Here is an 18,378-nt window from a genome sequence, read left to right as displayed (position 1 = left end):
GTCGTTCTCCTACTGCCCCAGCGCCCTGAGGCGGGCATTGATGTCGCCTGCGCTACTATCTTCCACAGGCGCGGTGTCACCCAGAACATCCTCGGGCCGGATCTCGTCGAAAGCCATGATTCGCCCCCCACGCTCGTGCACGAAGGCCTCCGCCGCGACCCGATCGGAGAACGGTACGAATTCCGCCGCCCCCATGCCTCCCACCGCATCGGACCCCGCCACATAAAACGCATTCTGTGCCGGTATCCACGCACCGGGTGTCTCCCAGGTGGAACCGGTCATATCCTGAACATACGCCACCTGAACCGCGTGGTTCTGCTCGGGCATATGCAGATAGGCGATCACGTCGCGCACCTGACTGAAGAAGATCGGCGCGGGCATCCCGTCCAGATGGGCCTGCCCTTTCGGCCCGTCATGTTCGACCAGCGCCATCTGGCAGTAATATCCGAGCGCCTCTTCCGTCATTTCGACAGGTTCGGGCAGATTCGCCACCTCTTCCTTACAGGCCGCGAGGATCAGCAGCGGGAACAGAACGAGCTTTCTCATGGTGTCACCCTTTGAAACGAAAGTCGCGCGAGCGTCGCAGCGAGAAGTGGCCAGATCAGGATTGCGGCCAGCGGCTTCCATGGGGCGATGGAGGACGCGGCCCCCGACACTCCCGACGCGGCATCGACTGCGCCGGAGGCAGCGAGGTTGAAGATGCGGAAGGCATCCGCAGGGTTCGCGACCAGCGCCCACGGGAAGACATCCGTGGTAAACGCCCCGCCATCGTTGGCGACGACGGCGGCGAGCAGCCCCAGATCGTAGAGCACGATCATGACGAGCCAGAGCCCGATTGCCATCGCCGCCGCGCCTGACGGGCGACGGGACAGGCACGACACGGCGTGACCCAGCGACAGGAAAGCGGCCCCCAGCAGGACCGAGGTCCAGACCAGTCGCCAGAGCGCCGGCAACCCCTCCGCCGCATCGCCCCCGCTGGTGGCGAAGGCGACCACCGCTGCGACGGCATAGCCCGCGATGACGGCGATGGTGACCACACCTAGTTGCGCTATGAGCTTGCCCAGAAGCAGTTCGGTCCGCGCCAGCGGATAGGTGAGGGACAAGGCCAGCGTGCCACGTTCGCTTTCCCCGGCAATCGCATCGAAGGAGATCAGAAGCGCGATCAGCGGGACAAGGTACACGGCCAGCGAGATCAGACTTGCCACCGTCACCGACAGCGGGTCCGCTGCCATTTGTCCGGCAGGGGCCGAGCCCGCGAAGGCGAGCACCAGCGCGAAGAGCATCATCATGGCGACCGAGACGATCACCCAGCGGTTTCGCCGGGCGATCGCAAATTCGAGCGCGGCGGTGGCGAGGATACGGGTCAGCATCACGCGGCCCTCGTGGAAATGTGGGAATAGAGATCGTCGAGCGTCGCGGCGTGCACGTCGTAATCCTCTATATGGTCCCGTTGCGCCGCGATCCGTTCGAGCACGGCGAGCTTTTCGTCGGGCGCACATGTGAAGGTTACGCGATCTTCCAACACCAGCGCGCCGGGGAAGACCTCTGCAATCAGATCCTCCAGTCCCGCCTTGGGTGTGATCGTGATGGTAAGTGGCAGCGCCGCATCGTGTCGCAGATCGGCCAATGTGCCCTGCGCCACCTGCTTGCCTCTGGCGAGGACCACCATGCGGTCCGTCCGCGCCTCCAGCTCCGAAAGTGCATGGGACGACAGCAGGATCGCCGTTCCTTTCGCCGCCAATTCGTCAAGCAGCGCATAGAATTCACGCCGCGATACGGGGTCGAGACCCGAGGTCGGCTCGTCCAGCACCATCAGGCGCGGCGAGCCGATGAGCGCTTGCGCCAGCCCGACGCGCTGCCGCATCCCCTTGGAATAGGTGCCGATCCGACAGGCGGCGGCATCCGCCAGCCCGACCTTTTCCAGAAGCTCGTCGGCCTGCTTCACCGGCTGACCGCGCAACCGCAGATAGTAGCGCAGCTGTTCACGCCCGGTGATTGCGGGATGAAACGCCGCGCTTTCGGGCAGATAGGCGGTCAGCGCCCGCGCCACCGCCGACCCCGGCGCGTGGCCAGCAACCTCGATCCGGCCCCCGTCCGCGCGGATCAGGCCCAACACCAGCTTCATCAGCGTCGATTTGCCCGCGCCGTTGTGGCCCAGGAGCGCCACACGCTCACCGGCCGCGATATCGAGCGACACCTCGCTCAGCACCGTCGTGCCCGCGTAGCGCTTAGTGAGCTTCGAGAGGGTCAGAATCGTCATAGGTCTCTCCCCGGGCCCAGAGCGGTGTCGCCTGTGCCATATGTTGAACGGTCTCGGGCACCTCGCGCGTGGGCGCTGTGATGAGCGGATGGCTGTCAACGACCCCCCCCGTGCGCGCGGCCGGAAACTGCGACTGGCTCCAGCGCACGAGTTGCACGGCGGGCGTACCGAGAAGCAGCTTGGCGGCGGGCTGGGACCACAAGATGTGGTCCATCAGGTCGTTGGGGCGGTAGGAACTGTCTGCCCGGCTATCCCCGTCCAGATCGAAGGCCGGGTGATCGGACCAGTAATTCCCGCGTCCCTCATGGCTCCACTCAACATCGGTGGTGCCCACGTATTTTACCTGCGTCCTGTTGCCGATAAAAGCGTTTCCGGTGATTGTGTTCCGCTCCGAACCCGCTGTGAAATGCACACCGATATCGCAGCCGATAAAGCTGTTTTCCGCGATCAGGTTCTGGTGCGAGTTATAGACGAAGGTACACTTCCCGGTGCCGCCCGTGACGAGGTTCGCGAACACATCCGACTGCTTGGTGTAGTTCAGCATGACGCCGTGATCGCGGTCGTTGATCGAAATGTTGCTCTTAGCCACGATCCGGTCGGAGTACATCAGCGCGAATCCAAGGTGGTTGCCGATCGAGATATTGCCTTCGATCACGCTGTCGTTGGTATACATGTAGTGCACCGCAAAACGCAGATCTCGGAACAGGTTGTCGCGGAACACGTTGCTCTTGGACACGTTCGAGAAAATCCCGTCCCGCCCATAGCGCACATCATTGCCGATCACCTCGGCGCCCGGCGCGTTCCAGACGTAGATGCCGTTGCCCCGATCGTTCATGCGCCGCAGCCGCAGCCCCTCGATCCGGTTGCCCTGGACCAGCGCGTTGCGGGCACCGTGAATGTCGATGCCGACGAGATTCTCCGTCAACACATTGTCCAGAACTCTTGCGCCACGTGCGTTCCGGGTCAGCTTCACGCCCGCGTCGATGGGTTCGTGCACCCGCCCCGAGTTGGTCAGATGCAGGCCGCGCACCACCACGTCGGGCGCGTCGACGAGAACCACCGACAAGGTGCCGTTCCCGTCAATCACGGCGCCATCCTCGCCGCTGAGCGTCAGTGTCTTGTCGATCGTCACCGGGCCATCGTAACGGCCCGGCGACAGTATGATCTCATCCCCCTCCGCCGCCGCCGCGATTGCCGCGGCGAGCGCGCCGGGGCCAGGCGCGATGGTCACGCGCTCGGCCAGTGCCGGCGCCGCGCTCAGAATGAGCGCGGCAAGGAGGGAGATGAAGCGGGTCATGCGCCCGACGGTTCCACGAGCATCCGGCCGCGCATTTCCATGTGCAGCGCGTGGCAGAACCACTGGCAATAATACCAGTAGACGCCCGGTTTCGACGCGGTGAAAGTGACCGAGGCCGTGGCCTGCGGTGCGACTTCCATCGCCACCCCGTGGTTGTTCAGGCAGAAGCCGTGGGTCAGGTCGTCGATGTCGTCGAGGTTGGTCACGTAGACCGTCACTTCGTCACCCTGCTTGACCGTGAACTGCTCCAACGAGAATTGCGGCGCCTGGCTGGTCATGTAGACCCGCACCTTGTTGCCGTCGCGGATCACCGTGTCCTGCCAGTCGTCCAGATCGACGCCGTCGGCCTCCGCCTGCGCGCGCGCATCGGCCCACATCGGATCGTTGCGGTCCCAGACGTTCTTGGGATTCACCTTGGAGCGGTGCACGAGGATCGAGTCGTGCGGTTCGGCAAAGGTCGGCCCGTCGTGGATCAGCGTCATGTCGGTGCCGTCAATGGCAAAGAGCTGCTCGTTCTCGGGTTTCAGCGGGCCGGTGTTCAAGAACCGGTCCTTCGAAAACTTGTTCATTGACAGATACCACTTGCCGTCCGCCTCCAGCGTCTCGCCCATGGTAGTCGAGTTGTGACCAGGCTGATAGTGCACGTCCTGCTTGTTCAGAATCGGGTCCACGTCCTCGCCGTTATAGAGCTTGACCGCATCTTCGATGTTCCACATCACCACCTGACTGTCGAGGAACAGCGTCGTGAAGGCGTTTCCTTTGCCGTCGAAGCAAGTGTGAAGCGGCCCAAGGCCCAGTTCCGGCTCGGCCACGACGACCGACCGCGGGTCGACGCTGTCATCCTCGAACAGCGCGTCGAACTTGCGCACGTCGAGCACCGAAACCGTCGGCGACAGTTTCCCGGCCACGCAGAGGTGGATTTTGTCGGGAGCCATGTTGATGCCGTGCGGGCTGTTCGGGATCGGCACGTAACGGGTGTAGTTCTTGTTCTGGCCCTTACGACCGTCGATCACCGGCACGCCGTTCAGCTCGATGTAGTCGCCGCTCTCAAGCGCTTTCTCGATCTCGGCAATGTTGAAAATGACCACATGGTCCATCTCGGCTTCCATCATCTCGGCGAGGTTCATGCCCATTTCCGAGTTGTAGGAGGTCGAGAAAGCGTATTTGCCGTCATAGTCGCAATCGGTGTTGTCGAGGTTGCCCGACACCATGACCTGCCACGCGACCTTCATCTCGTCCGCATTCACGGCGCTGAAGAAGTTCACATATTGCGACGGATCGTCCAGCACGGAGCCGTCATTGACCATCGGCACCTCATCCTCGCCGTTGGCGAAGACATAGTTGGTGCGCGGCCATTTCTGCGGACGCAGACCGTGAATCGCCTTGGCGTTCGGGATGTCGATGATCTTGTCCGCCTTCATCACGTCGCAGCGCACGCGGGCCACGCGGGTGTTGGCCTTGTCATTCATGAACAGGTAACGGCCATCGTATTTGCCCTCGGTAAAGGACATGTGGACGTGGTGGAGGTCGCCGTTGTCGTGGATCTTCTTGCCTTGGGCGGCGAGGTATTCCCTGGTCTCCGGCAGCATGTCCTGCGTGAGGATCTTTAGCGACTCGTTGGTCTGGCCCCAACCGGTGGCAGAGCAGCGGTTGAACACCGGCACCCGCATCAGTTCGCGCATCGACGGCACGCCCAGAATGCGCATCTCGCCGGTCTGGCCCGAGGACCAGAAGCCGTAATATTCGTCCAGCTCACCCGGCGCCGGGCTCGCGTGGTCGGTCTGTGCGAATGCCGCACGCGGGGTCGTGGCGGCTGCGGTGATCGCTGCCGCACCGCCCAGCAGGCCGAGGCGGGTTCCGCCTGCGCCCATCATGGCCGCCCCGGTTGCCGATGCGCCCAGAAAACCGCGCCGGCTCAGTTCTGTTTTCTCTGTATCAGACATATCTGTCTCCTCTTAGTTTTTCTGAAGATTGGGGTGATTTTCCAACCCGTCCCTCTTCTTGAGAAACGCGGTCGGGTCCGAGGTTGAGCCCTTGCGTTTGAGCTTCTTGATGACCACGGGGCATTTGGTTTCGGACTGGTAGAGAACCTGACAATGCATGCAGTTCAGGCATTCGTTGGGGTTGATTTCTCCAGTTGGATGAATCGCCTGAACCATGCATTCGTTGGCACAGGTCTGACAGGGCGAGCCACATTCCTTGTAGCGCTTGAGCCAGTCGAACATTCTCAGCCGCGCAGGGATCGCGAGCGCGGCCCCCAGCGGGCAGAGATAACGGCAGTAGAACCGCTCGACGAAGAGACCGGCGATCAGAAGCGCTGCGGCATAGGCCACAAAAGGCCAGGCACGTACGAAGTTCAGAATGATGGCAGTTTTGAACGGCTCGACTTCCGCCAGATGCTCGGCCTGCTCGATCGAAGCCAGAGAGACACCAAAAAGACCAAGAAATATCACGTATTTAAGAGGCCACAATCGTTCGTGCAGGCCCCAAGGCAGCGTTATCTGCGGCACCTTGAGCGCCCGCGCGATGTGGTTGCTCAGTTCCTGCAACGCACCAAAGGGGCACAGCCACCCGCAATAGGCCCCCCTGCCCCAGAACAGGATCGCGGCAGCGACCGCGAACCACAGGATGAAGGTCAGAGGATCGAGCAGGAACGCCTGCCAGCTGAAGTTGGTGGTCAACGCGCCGAACAGCGCCATCAGGTTCACCACCGAAAGCTGAGCGTTGGCATACCAGCCGAGGAACACGAGCGTGATCGTCAGAAAGCTGTAGCGGAAGATCTTCACCGCCCGCTCCGACCGCGTCAGCTGCATCTGGAAGAAGAAGGCGAGCGTCAGGACCACAAGCATCGCACCGAGCACTGCGATCTCCAGCGTTTTGTCTTCCCAGATCTTCTTCCACAGCGCCGCCTGCGCAGCGCTTTCACCCTCGTCCGCCGCGGTGACGGGCGCGGTTTCCGCCGCCGTCGCGATGCGGGTCATGTAGGCCTGCGGAAGCTGATAGCCGAGGTCGTAGGTGGTAAAGATCTTTTCGATCGCCGCCACTTCGCGCTGCACCAGAAGTTGCAGGCGGAAGGGTTTGGTCGGATCGAACCCACTGTCGGCGGGGATCTTGAACAGGTCGCGCTCAGTGAACTCAGGCACATCGTCAAGCGGAATTACTCCCATGCGGCGATGGCCACGGTCACGGAAACGCACCGACACGTCGTCCTGAATAAGAACGATCCGGTCGAAGATGCCGCCACGCACATAACCCGACCCCTTGAAGGAATAGAGCCCGCGCCCGACCACGGCGATGGCGTGCTCTCCCGGCTCCAGCCAATCCTGCAGGTTGCCGTAATCGGCCTCGCCCAGCACCGCGCGGCCGATGGCAGGCACGGACACCAACGCCATCTGCATGTCGATGAAGGTCGTCTCCGGTGCTTCGGTCAGCGCGTATTTTTCCGCGCGCGGATCGCCCATAGCGGCGAAGGAGGCATTGACCTGGCCCACGTCCAGAGACAGGCGGCGCACGGTTCCGTCGCCCTCCATCACCATCCAGCTATCGGGTGCTTCGGCATCTTCCTTGATTTCATAGCGCGGGCCGGTGTCGACCTCTGCCGTCAACCCGCCAAGCCCCAGCGCCCGCGCGACTTTCAGCCCGGAACGGATGATCGAGTCGTCGATCACCATGATCGTGACGGTCGCGCCCGAAATTATCTCCAGATCATGACCCGAACCACCCGCGGCGGCTTCCTCTGCCAGAGACAGGCCGCGATAGTCCGAGGCGAGCTTCTTGATCTTCGAATCGGGGATACCGATCAGAACGATGGGCTCGGAGTGCTTGACCAGATCGACTCCCAGGATGACGGCATCGTCGTCGACCGCAACCATCGTGTGGATCGGCTTGCCGGAATAGCCTGTCGTGCCCACGAAATCCGATGTGACGAACACATGGCCGATCGCTACGCCACCAGACAGGACAGGCGCGACCGGCACATCCTCACGGATCGGGCCGAAGGCATCGGCTCCTTCGACCAGCGTGGCGGGTTCGATTTCGGGAAGGAATTGCGCCAGCACGCTTGAATTCGTTTGCGCCTGCGCCGTGGTCGAAACCAACATGGCGAGAACAAGCACGAACCAGGCCTGAACAAGTTTAAGCTGACGGGGCCGCAAAACGGCTTTGGCGATGGCCTGCATGATTACACGACTTTCTGGCTTGGGGGTCCGCGTGACGGATGTTCGACCGGTCGGGTGAGCTCGGGGGCTTCACCGGTCACGACAGAACCAGCCCGCAAGCCGGCCTGCCTCAGACACGGCTCAGGGTTGGACGGATCGATAAACACGGAAACGAGCGTGCAGTCGGCACAATGGACACAATCGGCGACGGGGTTTTCCACCCGATCGCCGTTCCGGTCGAGGGTGATCGTCTCAGCCTCGCCTGCCGTGCCGCAAATGACAATTGTCCGCGAACCCGCCGCAGTCAATGCGTGCGCGGTTTCGGCATAGCCGGCAAAAACGAGCGCGGCGATCAAATTCGCCACGAGCGTCATGACCAGAAAGGCTTTGTTCGCGGTACTCATGAGAACAGACCTATGTGTGCCACCCGGCTCCGTCATTGATTCATGTCAAAGGAACGCGTTGACCGAATTATAAAGAAAGCACTGAAAAATATAAAACAATGTATGAATTCATTGCCCGGTCCGCTCTTGAGTTCTCTGCCCCTCACCTGACCAACCCCGGCACAGATCGTTGTCTTATGCGAAGCGCCATTCCGCTCTTGAGGATGGTGGGGGAGACTTGGCACCGGCAGAACAATGGAAGGGTCGGCGGCCGCCATGCGATGGCTGCAAGAGCCCCGACTGCCGCCACAACCAAGTGCCTGCAGGACGCATCGCCGAAATACGACAGCGCAAAGCTTCCCGTCACCGGTCTTGCTCCGATCAGCCTGCCGCGGCTGCGGCAATACGCCGATATCCCGCCTGGCTGTGATAGAACCCGTTGGAAAACGAAATCCCGTCGCAGGTTTGGCGCAGTGTTGCCTCGGCCTCGGCCACGTTACGCCCGCCGTTCAGAAGCTCCCGGAACGTCGTAGCCACGGCCACCATATCCACCGCTTGAGGCATCAGCCGCAAATGGGTGATGCCGACTGCGACCATTTGTCCAGCTTCGGGAAGCAGGTCAATGTAGCTTTCCGACTGGGTCTGAATGCCATTCACGCGAAGGATCGGGTGGTCGTCAGTGGTGCGCAATGGCATGCCATCGGCATCTTCCTCGCAGACGAACTGGCAGTTGTCCTTGGTCCGGCCATGGGCGCGAGCGTGGTAGCATCGTGCTGACACCGCGAGCGAAGCACGCCCGAAAACCTGGACCTCTACCCCCAACCCAAGGTCGCGCGCCGTCGCCGCGGCGGTGGCGATCGCCGGGCCTGGCATTTCGGCGGGCAAGCAGACATGTGTCGCGCCCTGTCCAGCCATCCAGGCAATGGTCGCCTCGTTATAGGCATTCATGAAGGGTCCGATGCGGTGCGGGCGTTTTCCTCGTGCAAACAGGCCCGCAGCGTTGTTGATCTCGATCTCGGGGCTATCCATGGCGGCCAGATCTGCCGTCGCCTTGCGCTCACGCTTCAACATGACCTCGGCCAGCGTGGAAAGGATGACCCTCTTTCCACCGCGCTCCAGTCGTTCGATCGTGGCGGGCAGATCGACCTCGTGGAAGGGCGCACGCTTGGAGCAGATCACCTCGCCCAGATAAACCTCGTCGATCGGTGCTTCGTCAGCGATACGGGCATAGAAATCCCGCCGCGCCTCGGCGGACCAGTGATAGGCGATCGGGCCAAGGGTCAGTTTCGTCATGTCGCTCACCGCCATTTCTTTGTCTCGAACGCGCCCTGGGTCTGCTTCTGCCCTTCGGTCAGTGCAACCAGGTCGGCGATATTCGCCTCTCGGCCCGCGCGGATGTCGTCCACAGCCTGCCGGAAGGCCGAAACGACGCCGCGGACATAGCTCTTGGACCGCTGGCGCCCTTCGATCTTGAACGCATGCACACCGGCGTCGATCAGGTCGGGAAGCAGCCGGGAGAGGTTCAGGCTGACCGGCTCCTCGAAGGCATAATAGCCCTCGGGCCGGTGCGGCGCCGTGTAGCGCCCCTTACAGATTGTCGGGTAACCTGCCTTTTCGTCCGCCCCGAAGCAGTCAATTGTAAAACCTGCGAGTTGCGACGACATCGAGCCGTCCTCGTGGCGTTTGTATTCAACGTCGGAGGCCGGAGAGCACACCCCGTCCATGTTGGTCGATTGCCCGGTCAGGTAGTTGGTCAGGCTGCATCGGCCCTCGACCATCAACCCATGATTGCCGAAAATGAAGGTCTCGATCTCGCAGGGGATTTCTTTCCGGATTTCGCGGATCTCGGGTATCGTCAGGATGCGCGGCAGCACGACGCGCTTCACACCGAAATTTTGGCAATAATACCGAATTGCCTCCGGGCTGGACGCAGCGGCCTGCACCGACAGGTGCAGGCGGACTCCTGGATGGGTACGCGCGATGTAGTCGGCCACACCCATATCCGCAACGATGAAGGCATCCACCCCGAGGCGCGCGCCGGTATCGGCGGCCTGCCGCCACAGATCGACCTTGCCCGCCGGCGGATAGGTGTTCAACGCCAGCAACACCTTGGCGCCTTTGCCATGCGCATAAGTGACGGAAGCAGCCAGCTCGTCGGGGGTGAAGTTCAGCCCGGGAAAGTTGCGTGCGTTGGTGGCATCCTGAAAGCCACAATAAACCGCATCGGCGCCGGCATCGACAGCGGTGCGAAGGGCGGCGGGCGTTCCGGCCGGGCAGATCAATTCGGCTAGGCTCATGGGGCGGGAGGTCCTTTTGTCATGTTGGATAGGCGCGTCGCAGTCTTGCCAAAATGGCGCGGCCGGGAGGGCCGAACATCTCGGCGGTTTCCTCGGCGATGGACCCGTCGACATCGTCGAGCGCATTGCGAAGCCGCACCACGGCTTCGGTATCGCCTGTTACCTCCAGGTCGCGGGAAAAGAATGCGGCGTCACCATCCTCTTCGGAATCGACCAACTCCAGAAGCAGCATGAATTTTCCCCGAATTGTGGCGCCGGCCTCAGGCGTTGCATCGCGCGGGACAGCCCGGAAGAGCAGCGCTTGCGGATCCGGCCGCAGATGCAGGGCGAAGGGTAGTTCTACCGCATCAATCACGAAATCGGTCCCCTGATGTGGCCCGAGCCGCGCGAAGAGTGAGGGATGCCGTTTGGCGATACGCCGGACCACGCGGGTCAGGATGGGCTGCACCATCAGGCAGGACAGCCGAGCGAGGGTGGACATACCCGGGCCTGAGGCGCGGGGGAGTGTATCGGGCCTTGCGCTCATGACTGGGCCTTTCGATTTGTACGCATGGCAGATCCGGAATCGGGCGGCTTAAGCGATATGACAAAAGGGAGTGAATAGGTCGTCGCCGAACCACTTCCTGGCGGGGGGAATTGCACGGCTGCTTCGAAACGTGGAAACGGCACCTCGCTCCCGAAATATCCGTGTTCGTCGAGTTCTTCCGCCAGTTTGCCGCTCCACGCACAGCGCCTGCGCCAGGATCCGCCGGCATTTGGCGGCAGCCGGAATCCGTGGGCTGTGGCCGCGATCTGGTTCAGCGCCGTCTCGTGGTGCGCGCGGTCATGGCGCAAGCTGGCGAATATCAAGCGGGCGAATATATCGTGCGCCTGCCCGAAATTCCCATTGCCCAGTGCCGGAAAGACAGCCGCTTGGTCCTGGAATGTGCCAGCCTTGAGATGCATGGTGATGGCTTGCAGTGCCCGCGTGAGGCCGCGTGGCACATCGACGCGATCCGCGTGTCCGGTTTCCACCCGGAGGGCCGATCTGAGGCGCTTCGAGCGTTCCGGTCGACGAGCTTGGAGGAAACGCTCCCGGATGCAGGTCATCAGGGTCGGCGTCGGCATTTTGGTATCTGAAACCAGCATTTACACCTCTTCGCAAATGGCGGGGTGCGGTCGGGCGGCCGTTCGGCACCAGTCCAGGATTGCCGCTTCGTCGGGCGGCAGCGTCGTTTCGATCCCGCCGGCAAAGCGCTCGAAGGCGCTGCGGTGGGTGTCGGTCAACCCGGTCAGAACCGGCACCCCACGGCCAAGCGCCTCGGCGATCAGGGCGCGGAACCCGCGACCCTCGGCCTCACTCAGGCCAAATTTGTTCAGCACGATCAGATCGGCCCCCTCCGCGGACAGGCGTGCGGCCGAAATCCCGACACCGTCCTCAAGCGCACCGGCATCCATCCGGCAGGCACTCGATCCGGTGCCCAGATCCTGTGTGATCCGCACTACCGGCCCATCCGGCAACAACCACAGGTCACTGTTGCAATGGGTGTTTGCACCATCCTGTCCGGTCGCTCGGAGAGCGCCAAGAACCCTGTAACCTTCGGTACGCAACTGTGCGACCACGGCCTCCAATAGCCGGTCGGTTTCTCCGCGCTCCTTCGCCGAAACAGTCGCCAGGCGCATCACGTTTCCTCAGCCCTGTTCGAGACGCGGGAAAAGCACGTCGTTTTGCAGCGCAACATGCGCGGCCGGATGATTGCGGAGCTCATTCGTTCCGGCATAGCGCAAGCGCCGGGATCCGCAGGCGTGATCGGGGGGCGTCGGAGTGCCGGTCATGTCCCGGGTCTGTTTCATGCGCCCGGCGTGATCGCCACCGCCGGTCCGCATGACGGCGATCCGATACCCGGCGCCCGGTCTCACGCCCGTGCGCATCGCAGGGGACGGGATTATCTCTTCCATCGCCATGAATTCTCCCGTCCCACGACCGGGGGCAGCCAACCCTTCCGCCACACCTTCCGGGGCTTGCGGATCCTCCGCCTGCGCCGATCTGACGGTTCCGGCGCGCTCGATCGGGCCGGGCAGTTCGGCACGGTGGGTCTCGTGGTCGCGCGACAGGCTATGACCGAGCAGGACAACCGTCTCTGTGTGGATTCCGGCAGTGGCAGCTGTCATGGCAAAGCTTCCCAGATCGGGGATTCTTTCAGTCATTTGGCATTTGATTTACGGATTACACCCGCGTAATGCGTATTGTAAATACCAAATCAGGGAGTTGCCTTTTGCGCCTCACGTCTTTCACCGATTTCGGACTGCGTGTTCTTATGCGGATGGCAGGGACCCCCGACCAGCCATTCACCACCGCGGAATTGGCCGAGGAGTTCCGAGTGTCACGCAATCATCTGGCAAAAGTGATTTCGTCGCTGTCGGCCGTTGGCTACCTGGAAACTCGTCGCGGCGGCGGAGGCGGTGCGATGCTCGCGCGACGACCCGAAGAGATCCGGTTGGGCGATGTCGTTGCGTGTCTTGAGGCGGATCAGGCGCTGGTCGAGTGCTTTCTGCCCGGCGGCGCTGCTTGCACGCTGACGCCGCACTGCCGCCTGAAAGCCCGGCTCGCGGGCGCCGAGGCTGCGTTCATTGCAGATCTCAACCGCAGTTCGCTGGCGGATTGTGTCTATCGCCCATTTGAAACATGAAAGGCCGCCAGACTTATCGGGGCGAGCACGGCACAGCCTGGCTTCATTCCCATCGTGGTGCGCATCGCGAATACGTCGCCGCACACGCTACGAATGCCGAATGCGGTAACGACCAGCACGGTTACCGCGAAGACGGCACGCGCCTTGGGAAAAATCCGGGCTCGTCCGAACCATAGCCCCACACCTATCGCGACATAGAAAGCCCGCTGCGATATCGAACCACGGGGTGAAGAGGGCAACCGCTCGCATGACGCGTGCACCATGAAGAGTTGTTCCACCCGATTTGATCGTCCGAACGCCTAAGACTGGTGCCACCGGTTCCGAGGTGCCCACAGGCGCGGGCGCGGGGCGCCGAGATCTGCGTCTCGCAGCAGCCGAGCCACAATGCCCCGCTGGAGATCGGCCGCGACTTCTACACGCGCGTCACCAGATCGGGAACCTCTTCCGCAAACTCAATGAGTTCACCCGCATCGCCCTGCGAGCCGGCAAGCGCGGCAAAGCCCTTTGCGCCATGATCACCTCCTGCGCCCTTTCATAAATTCAAGACGGTCTCAACAGACGCCAGAATCCCAGCGTTTCCGTCGTCCCGATACAGAACTGAAACTTGATGCTTTTCCAGCCAGAGATGGCGCAGCACCACACGATATCAATGCCCCGAATGCAGCCTCACCTGCGCAGCCGGTCCGCCAGCGCCGCATCCTCGATCGACCAGTAAAGCAGCGCATCGCGGATGCCGAGCGCGGCCTGCCGCCGCCAGTCGGGATCGGTGAGCTTCTCGCGGTCGCGCTCGGAGGAGAGAAAGCCAAGCTCCACCAGCGCCGAGGGAATATCCGGCGCTTTCAGCACCGAAAAGGCCGCCTGATGGCGCGGGGTCTTGTAGGTCGATTGCGTCGCCGAATAGATCCCTTCCACCAGCGCATCGGCCAGCGCGTTGGAGCGCGGCGCGGTCTCGGTGCGCGCGAGGTCCATCAGAACCAGCGCCACCTCGTCATCGGTGTCCGACAAATCCACCCCGGCCAGCAGGTCGGCACGGTCATGCCGTTCGGCGAGCTTTTCCGAGGCTTCGTCGGAGGCATCCGTGGCCAGCGTATAGACGGTCGCGCCATGCGCCCGCCCCTCGGCCAGCGCATCGGCGTGGAACGAGAGGAACACATCCGCCCCGGCCCGCCGCGCGATCGTCACACGGGTTTCCAGCGGCACGAAAATATCGTCGTCGCGGGTCAGCACCACGTCGATATTGCCCGCACGCAGAAGCACCTCTTTCAGCTCGCGCGCGAAGGTGAGCATCAGATCCGATTCGCGCACCCCGTCGCGCTCGGCGCCCGGGTCGATCCCGCCATGGCCGGGGTCGATCACCACGGTGAGCGGCCCCGCGCCGCGCTGGCGTGGCCGGGCGGGAAGTGCGGCGCCGTCGGTCAGCCGAAACAGCGCACTTTCGGGCGCACCCGCCGCCGCGGCGAAGCTTTCGGCGTCACTGTCTTCAAGGCGCAGATCGAGCCTGGCGCCTGTGGCATCGGTGGTCATCCCCGCCTCGGCCACCCGCATCGGCCCGCCGAGTTCGATCACCATCCGCGACCAGCCGGGGCGAAACGTGCCCGCCGACAGCGCCGCCACCCGGCTCAGCCCGGCGGCAAGGGCATCGGGATCGGCGCCGGTCCAGTCCAGCTCCGACAGATCGAGCACCACACGCGGCGGCCCGTCGAGGGTAAACACCCGCCAGGGCACGCTCTGGCTCATCTCCAGCGAAAGCTCCAGCCGCCCGTTGCGTTCCACAAGAGCCGCGCCGGCGCCGGTCAGCCGGGCAAGGCCGGTCAGCTCTTGTTGCGCCGCCGCGGGCAACGCGGCGAGCAGGGTCAGCCCGAGCAGGAAAACGGTGAGAATGCGCCTCAAGGTCTCGTCCTTTTTTGCGCCGACTATAGCGGCGCCGCGGGCCTTGCCTAGCCCCGCGCTGCCATGAAGGCGGCGAGCCGCGCGAGGCCCTCCTCGATATCCGCCGTCGCCCGCGCATAGGAAAAGCGCAATGTACCATGGCCGCGCAGCGGGTCGAAATCGAGGCCCGGCGTCACCGCCACCCCGGCTTTTTCAAGGATCTCGGCGGCAAAGGCGCGGCTGTCGCCGGTAAGGTCGGAGACATCGGCATAGACGTAGAAGGCGCCATCGGGCGGCGCGATCTTGCTGAACCCGGCCTTCGGCAGCCCCTCCAGCATCAGTGCGCGGTTCTTCGCGTAGACGGCGCGGTTGGCCTCCAGTTCCGGCGTGCAGTCGAGCGCTGCCAGCGCCGCGACCTGGCTCGCGTGCGGCGGGCAGATGAACATGTTCTGCGCGATCCGCTCGACGATGCGGATGTGATCCTCGGGCACCACCATCCAGCCCACGCGCCAGCCGGTCATCGAGAAATACTTGGAGAAGGAGTTGATGACATAGACCTCATCGGTCAGCTCCAGCGCGCTCACGCCGCGCGCGCCGTAATGCAGGCCATGGTAAATCTCGTCGGAAATCAGGCTGATCCCGCGCGCCTGCGTTGCCTCCACCAGCGCCGCCATCCCGGCCTTGCCCAGCATCGTGCCCGACGGGTTGCCGGGGCTGGCCAGCATCAGCCCGGCCAGCCCCTCGGGCAGATCGGCGGGCACCGGCTGAAAGCGGTTGTCGGCGCTGGTCTGGATGCCCACCGGGGTGAAGCCGAGCGCCGAGAGGATCTGGCGGTAGGACGGGTAACCGGGATCGCCCAGCCCCACCCTGTCGCCGGTATCGAAGAGCGCGGTAAAGGCGAGGATGAAGGCCCCCGACGAGCCGGGGGTGACGACCACCCGGGCCGGGTCGAGATCGACGCCATACCACTCGCCGTAGAGCCTTGCGATGCGCGCGCGCAGCTCCGGCAGACCGAGCGCCACGGTATAGCCGAGCGGGCCCGCCTCCATCGCCGCCGCCAGCGCCCGGCGCGCGGCCTCGGGCGCGGCGGTGCCGGGCTGGCCCACCTCCATGTGAATAATATGCCGCCCCGCCTCTTCGGCGGCCCGCGCCGCTTCCATCACATCCATCACAATGAAGGGATCAACCTCGGAACGCCTTGAAGCCCGCATCTCGTCCTCGCTAGTCTTGCCGCAACCGGGGTGCCCCCTCGGGGGCGAAAGGTCAAGCCGCGACCGTGCGACGCGGTTGCCGCGCGCGCTCCCGGCGGCTAAGTCCCGATGAACCGCCACGAAACCCGATCGGAGATCACATGACCCGCCGTTTCCTTCCCGCCCTCGCGCTTGCCGCCGGGCTCGCCGCCGCCCCGGCCTTCGCCTTCGATGTCGGGGCGATGACCGACGCCGAGCGTGCCGCCTTCCGCGAGGAGGTGCGCGCCTACCTTCTGGAAAACCCCGAGATCATCATGGAAGCCGTGGCGGTGCTGGAACGCCGTCAGGCCGCCGAACAGGTGGCGAATGACGCGGCGCTGGTCTCGACCAATCACGACGCGATCTTCAATGACGGCTATTCCTATATCGGCGGCAATCCCGAGGGCGATGTGACCTTCGTCGAATTCGTCGATTACAAATGCGGCTATTGCCGCAAGGCCTTCCCCGAACTGGCCCAGCTGATCGAGCAGGACGGCAATATCCGCATCATCTACAAGGAATTCCCGATCCTCGGCGAAGAGAGCCTGCTGGCCTCGCGCTTCGCCGTCTCGGCCAAGCTGATCGCGGGCGACGACGCCTATGGCCGGCTGCATGACGCGATGATGACCATGCGCGGCACGATGACCACGGCAAGCCTGTCGGGCCTCGCCGGCGACCTCGGCCTCGATGGCGAGGCGATCGTCGCGGGCATGAGCGATCCGCAGGTCGATGCCATCATCGGGATGAACCACGAGCTGGCCGGGCGGCTGCAGATCTCCGGCACCCCCACCTTCGTGATGAGAGATCAGCTCCTGCGCGGCTACGTGCCGCTGGACGGGATGGTGCAGATCGTCGCCGAGCTGCGCGCGGCCCAGTAGCATAGCACTGGAAACAAACGAAAAAGGCCGCCTCAAGGGGCGGCCTTTTTGGTATCTGGCGGCCTTACTCGTCGGCCTGCGCCGCCTCGATCTCGGCGGCGCGCTTCTCGACCAGCTCAACGATATGGTCGATCATGCCGGCATTGGACTGCTTGTGGTCCTGCTTGCCGGCGAGGTAGATCATGCCGCTCCCGGCGCCGCCGCCGGTGAAGCCGACATCGGTCATCAGCGCCTCGCCCGGCCCGTTCACCACGCAGCCGATGATCGACAGGCTCATCGAGGTGTGGATATGGGCAAGCCGCGTTTCGAGTTCCGCCACGGTCGAGATCACGTCGAACCCCTGCCGGGCGCAGGACGGGCATGAAATGATGTTAACGCCACGGTGGCGCAGGCCCAGCGATTTCAGGATCTCGTAGCCCACCTTGATCTCTTCCACCGGATCGGCCGAGAGGCTCACACGGATCGTGTCGCCGATCCCGGCCCAGAGCAGGTTGCCCAGCCCGATGGCTGATTTGATCGTGCCGGAAACGAAGCCGCCCGCCTCGGTGATGCCCAGGTGAATCGGCGCATCGGTGGCCTCGGCGATGCCGTGATAGGCGGCGGCGGCGAGGAACACATCGGAGGCTTTCACGCTGATCTTGTATTCGTGAAAGTCGTTGTCTTCGAGAATACGAATATGGTCGAGGCCGGATTCCACCATCGCTTCGGGGCAAGGTTCACCATATTTTTCAAGCAGATGCTTCTCAAGGCTGCCCGCGTTCACGCCAATGCGGATGGAACAGCCATGGTCTTTCGCAGCCTTGATCACCTCGCGCACCCGATCGGGCGAACCGATATTGCCGGGGTTGATCCGCAGGCAGGCCGCGCCCGCCTCGGCCGCCTCGATGGCGCGTTTGTAGTGGAAATGAATGTCGGCCACGATCGGTACCGGGCTTTCGGCCACGATCTCTTTCAGCGCCTTCGTCGCGGCCACATCGGGCGTCGACACGCGGACGATATCGGCCCCCACCTCGGCGGCGGCGTTGATCTGCGCCAGCGTCGCCTTCACATCGGAACTGTCGGTATTGGTCATCGTCTGCACCGCAATCGGCGCACCGCCGCCAACGGGCACATTGCCCACCATGATCTGGCGGGATTTGCGGCGCTCGATATCGCGCCAGGGACGGATCGGGTTGTGGCTCATCTCACTCTCGCCTCAAGACTGGTCGCGCAAGGGATAGCGCGCGGGCGGCGGGGGAACAAGGCAAGAGGCTGTGACGGTTGCGCCCCGGCGCGAAGTGGCGCGGGCGGCCCGGGCCGGAGCGGTGTCCGGCAGGGCCATGTGAGGGAGCCGGCGTGC

18 protein-coding genes are annotated in these 18,378 nt (G+C 63.5%); 2 read left to right on the top strand and 16 right to left on the bottom strand.

Features of this window, described 5'->3' with window-relative positions; translation table 11 throughout:
* Positions 1-9 precede the first annotated feature (9 nt).
* The 13 genes from QMG28_RS08930 to QMG28_RS08870 form a co-directional block, all read right to left on the bottom strand.
* Positions 10-546, bottom strand: a complete 537-nt coding sequence (locus tag QMG28_RS08930) for a nitrous oxide reductase accessory protein NosL (RefSeq protein WP_281841882.1) — start codon at positions 544-546, stop codon at positions 10-12.
* On the bottom strand, positions 543-1,370 hold the full coding sequence (locus QMG28_RS08925; RefSeq protein WP_281841881.1) for an ABC transporter permease: 828 nt from the start codon (positions 1,368-1,370) through the stop codon (positions 543-545). The genes QMG28_RS08930 and QMG28_RS08925 overlap by 4 nt, the downstream gene beginning before the upstream one ends.
* Positions 1,370-2,260, bottom strand: coding sequence for an ABC transporter ATP-binding protein (locus tag QMG28_RS08920; RefSeq protein ID WP_281841880.1), 891 nt, complete (start codon positions 2,258-2,260; stop codon positions 1,370-1,372). Before QMG28_RS08920 ends, QMG28_RS08925 begins: the two co-directional genes overlap by 1 nt.
* Entirely contained in the window at positions 2,229-3,557 is a 1,329-nt protein-coding gene (locus QMG28_RS08915; RefSeq protein ID WP_281841879.1) for a nitrous oxide reductase family maturation protein NosD, read from the bottom strand. The genes QMG28_RS08920 and QMG28_RS08915 overlap by 32 nt, the downstream gene beginning before the upstream one ends.
* Positions 3,554-5,500, bottom strand: coding sequence for a TAT-dependent nitrous-oxide reductase (gene nosZ / locus QMG28_RS08910; RefSeq protein WP_281841878.1), 1,947 nt, complete (start codon positions 5,498-5,500; stop codon positions 3,554-3,556). The genes QMG28_RS08915 and nosZ overlap by 4 nt, the downstream gene beginning before the upstream one ends.
* A gap of 12 nt (positions 5,501-5,512) precedes the next feature.
* Positions 5,513-7,657, bottom strand: coding sequence for a NosR/NirI family protein (locus QMG28_RS08905; protein WP_281842043.1), 2,145 nt, complete (start codon positions 7,655-7,657; stop codon positions 5,513-5,515).
* A gap of 80 nt (positions 7,658-7,737) precedes the next feature.
* Positions 7,738-8,118, bottom strand: coding sequence for a hypothetical protein (locus QMG28_RS08900; RefSeq protein WP_281841877.1), 381 nt, complete (start codon positions 8,116-8,118; stop codon positions 7,738-7,740).
* A 360-nt stretch (positions 8,119-8,478) separates the two neighbouring features.
* Entirely contained in the window at positions 8,479-9,390 is a 912-nt protein-coding gene (gene ubiV / locus QMG28_RS08895; protein ID WP_281841876.1) for a ubiquinone anaerobic biosynthesis protein UbiV, read from the bottom strand.
* A gap of 5 nt (positions 9,391-9,395) precedes the next feature.
* Positions 9,396-10,394, bottom strand: coding sequence for a ubiquinone anaerobic biosynthesis protein UbiU (gene ubiU / locus QMG28_RS08890; protein ID WP_281841875.1), 999 nt, complete (start codon positions 10,392-10,394; stop codon positions 9,396-9,398).
* A gap of 19 nt (positions 10,395-10,413) precedes the next feature.
* Positions 10,414-10,875, bottom strand: coding sequence for a ubiquinone anaerobic biosynthesis accessory factor UbiT (gene ubiT, locus QMG28_RS08885; RefSeq protein ID WP_281841874.1), 462 nt, complete (start codon positions 10,873-10,875; stop codon positions 10,414-10,416).
* A 41-nt stretch (positions 10,876-10,916) separates the two neighbouring features.
* On the bottom strand, positions 10,917-11,522 hold the full coding sequence (locus QMG28_RS08880; protein ID WP_281841873.1) for a hypothetical protein: 606 nt from the start codon (positions 11,520-11,522) through the stop codon (positions 10,917-10,919).
* A complete protein-coding gene (locus QMG28_RS08875; protein ID WP_281841872.1) occupies positions 11,523-12,056 on the bottom strand; it encodes a DUF2478 domain-containing protein in 534 nt (177 codons plus the stop codon).
* 9 nt (positions 12,057-12,065) lie between these two features.
* Positions 12,066-12,581, bottom strand: coding sequence for a hypothetical protein (locus QMG28_RS08870; protein ID WP_281841871.1), 516 nt, complete (start codon positions 12,579-12,581; stop codon positions 12,066-12,068).
* A 68-nt stretch (positions 12,582-12,649) separates the two neighbouring features.
* On the opposite strand from QMG28_RS08870, the gene QMG28_RS08865 reads away from it, so the two are divergent.
* Positions 12,650-13,063, top strand: a complete 414-nt coding sequence (locus tag QMG28_RS08865) for an RrF2 family transcriptional regulator (RefSeq protein ID WP_281841870.1) — start codon at positions 12,650-12,652, stop codon at positions 13,061-13,063.
* A gap of 666 nt (positions 13,064-13,729) precedes the next feature.
* Here QMG28_RS08865 and QMG28_RS08860 read toward each other — a convergent pair.
* Together QMG28_RS08860 and QMG28_RS08855 are read right to left on the bottom strand one after the other, a co-directional pair.
* Positions 13,730-14,953 carry an N-acetylmuramoyl-L-alanine amidase gene (locus tag QMG28_RS08860; RefSeq protein ID WP_281841869.1) on the bottom strand — a complete coding sequence of 408 codons (1,224 nt, stop codon included), beginning with the start codon at positions 14,951-14,953 and terminating at the stop codon, positions 13,730-13,732.
* 47 nt (positions 14,954-15,000) lie between these two features.
* Positions 15,001-16,143 (bottom strand): pyridoxal phosphate-dependent aminotransferase, encoded by a 1,143-nt coding sequence (locus QMG28_RS08855; RefSeq protein ID WP_281841868.1) that lies wholly within the window; start codon positions 16,141-16,143, stop codon positions 15,001-15,003.
* A gap of 140 nt (positions 16,144-16,283) precedes the next feature.
* On the opposite strand from QMG28_RS08855, the gene QMG28_RS08850 reads away from it, so the two are divergent.
* Entirely contained in the window at positions 16,284-17,039 is a 756-nt protein-coding gene (locus QMG28_RS08850; protein WP_281841867.1) for a DsbA family protein, read from the top strand.
* Positions 17,040-17,103: 64 nt separating this feature from the next.
* Here QMG28_RS08850 and ispG read toward each other — a convergent pair whose 3' ends face one another.
* Positions 17,104-18,222 (bottom strand): flavodoxin-dependent (E)-4-hydroxy-3-methylbut-2-enyl-diphosphate synthase, encoded by a 1,119-nt coding sequence (ispG, locus tag QMG28_RS08845; protein ID WP_281841866.1) that lies wholly within the window; start codon positions 18,220-18,222, stop codon positions 17,104-17,106.
* Positions 18,223-18,378: the final 156 nt, after the last annotated feature.

Source organism: Sinisalibacter aestuarii, assembly GCF_027923545.1.
In the GTDB taxonomy this organism is placed as follows: Bacteria; Pseudomonadota; Alphaproteobacteria; order Rhodobacterales; family Rhodobacteraceae; genus Sinisalibacter; species Sinisalibacter aestuarii.
This window is presented reverse-complemented; position numbering and strand designations above follow the sequence as displayed.

Bases quoted from the DNA above. Each gene is read 5' to 3' on its own strand.
- QMG28_RS08930 (WP_281841882.1), bottom strand. From the start codon at position 546: ATGAGAAAGCTCGTTCTGTTCCCGCTGCTGATCCTCGCGGCCTGTAAG.
- QMG28_RS08925 (WP_281841881.1), bottom strand. From the start codon at position 1,370: ATGCTGACCCGTATCCTCGCCACCGCCGCGCTCGAATTTGCGATCGCC.
- QMG28_RS08920 (WP_281841880.1), bottom strand. From the start codon at position 2,260: ATGACGATTCTGACCCTCTCGAAGCTCACTAAGCGCTACGCGGGCACG.
- QMG28_RS08915 (WP_281841879.1), bottom strand. From the start codon at position 3,557: ATGACCCGCTTCATCTCCCTCCTTGCCGCGCTCATTCTGAGCGCGGCG.
- nosZ (WP_281841878.1), bottom strand. From the start codon at position 5,500: ATGTCTGATACAGAGAAAACAGAACTGAGCCGGCGCGGTTTTCTGGGC.
- QMG28_RS08905 (WP_281842043.1), bottom strand. From the start codon at position 7,657: ATGTTGGTTTCGACCACGGCGCAGGCGCAAACGAATTCAAGCGTGCTG.
- QMG28_RS08900 (WP_281841877.1), bottom strand. From the start codon at position 8,118: ATGAGTACCGCGAACAAAGCCTTTCTGGTCATGACGCTCGTGGCGAAT.
- ubiV (WP_281841876.1), bottom strand. From the start codon at position 9,390: ATGACGAAACTGACCCTTGGCCCGATCGCCTATCACTGGTCCGCCGAG.
- ubiU (WP_281841875.1), bottom strand. From the start codon at position 10,394: ATGAGCCTAGCCGAATTGATCTGCCCGGCCGGAACGCCCGCCGCCCTT.
- ubiT (WP_281841874.1), bottom strand. From the start codon at position 10,875: ATGTCCACCCTCGCTCGGCTGTCCTGCCTGATGGTGCAGCCCATCCTG.
- QMG28_RS08880 (WP_281841873.1), bottom strand. From the start codon at position 11,522: ATGCTGGTTTCAGATACCAAAATGCCGACGCCGACCCTGATGACCTGC.
- QMG28_RS08875 (WP_281841872.1), bottom strand. From the start codon at position 12,056: ATGCGCCTGGCGACTGTTTCGGCGAAGGAGCGCGGAGAAACCGACCGG.
- QMG28_RS08870 (WP_281841871.1), bottom strand. From the start codon at position 12,581: ATGACTGAAAGAATCCCCGATCTGGGAAGCTTTGCCATGACAGCTGCC.
- QMG28_RS08855 (WP_281841868.1), bottom strand. From the start codon at position 16,143: ATGCGGGCTTCAAGGCGTTCCGAGGTTGATCCCTTCATTGTGATGGAT.
- QMG28_RS08850 (WP_281841867.1), top strand. From the start codon at position 16,284: ATGACCCGCCGTTTCCTTCCCGCCCTCGCGCTTGCCGCCGGGCTCGCC.
- ispG (WP_281841866.1), bottom strand. From the start codon at position 18,222: ATGAGCCACAACCCGATCCGTCCCTGGCGCGATATCGAGCGCCGCAAA.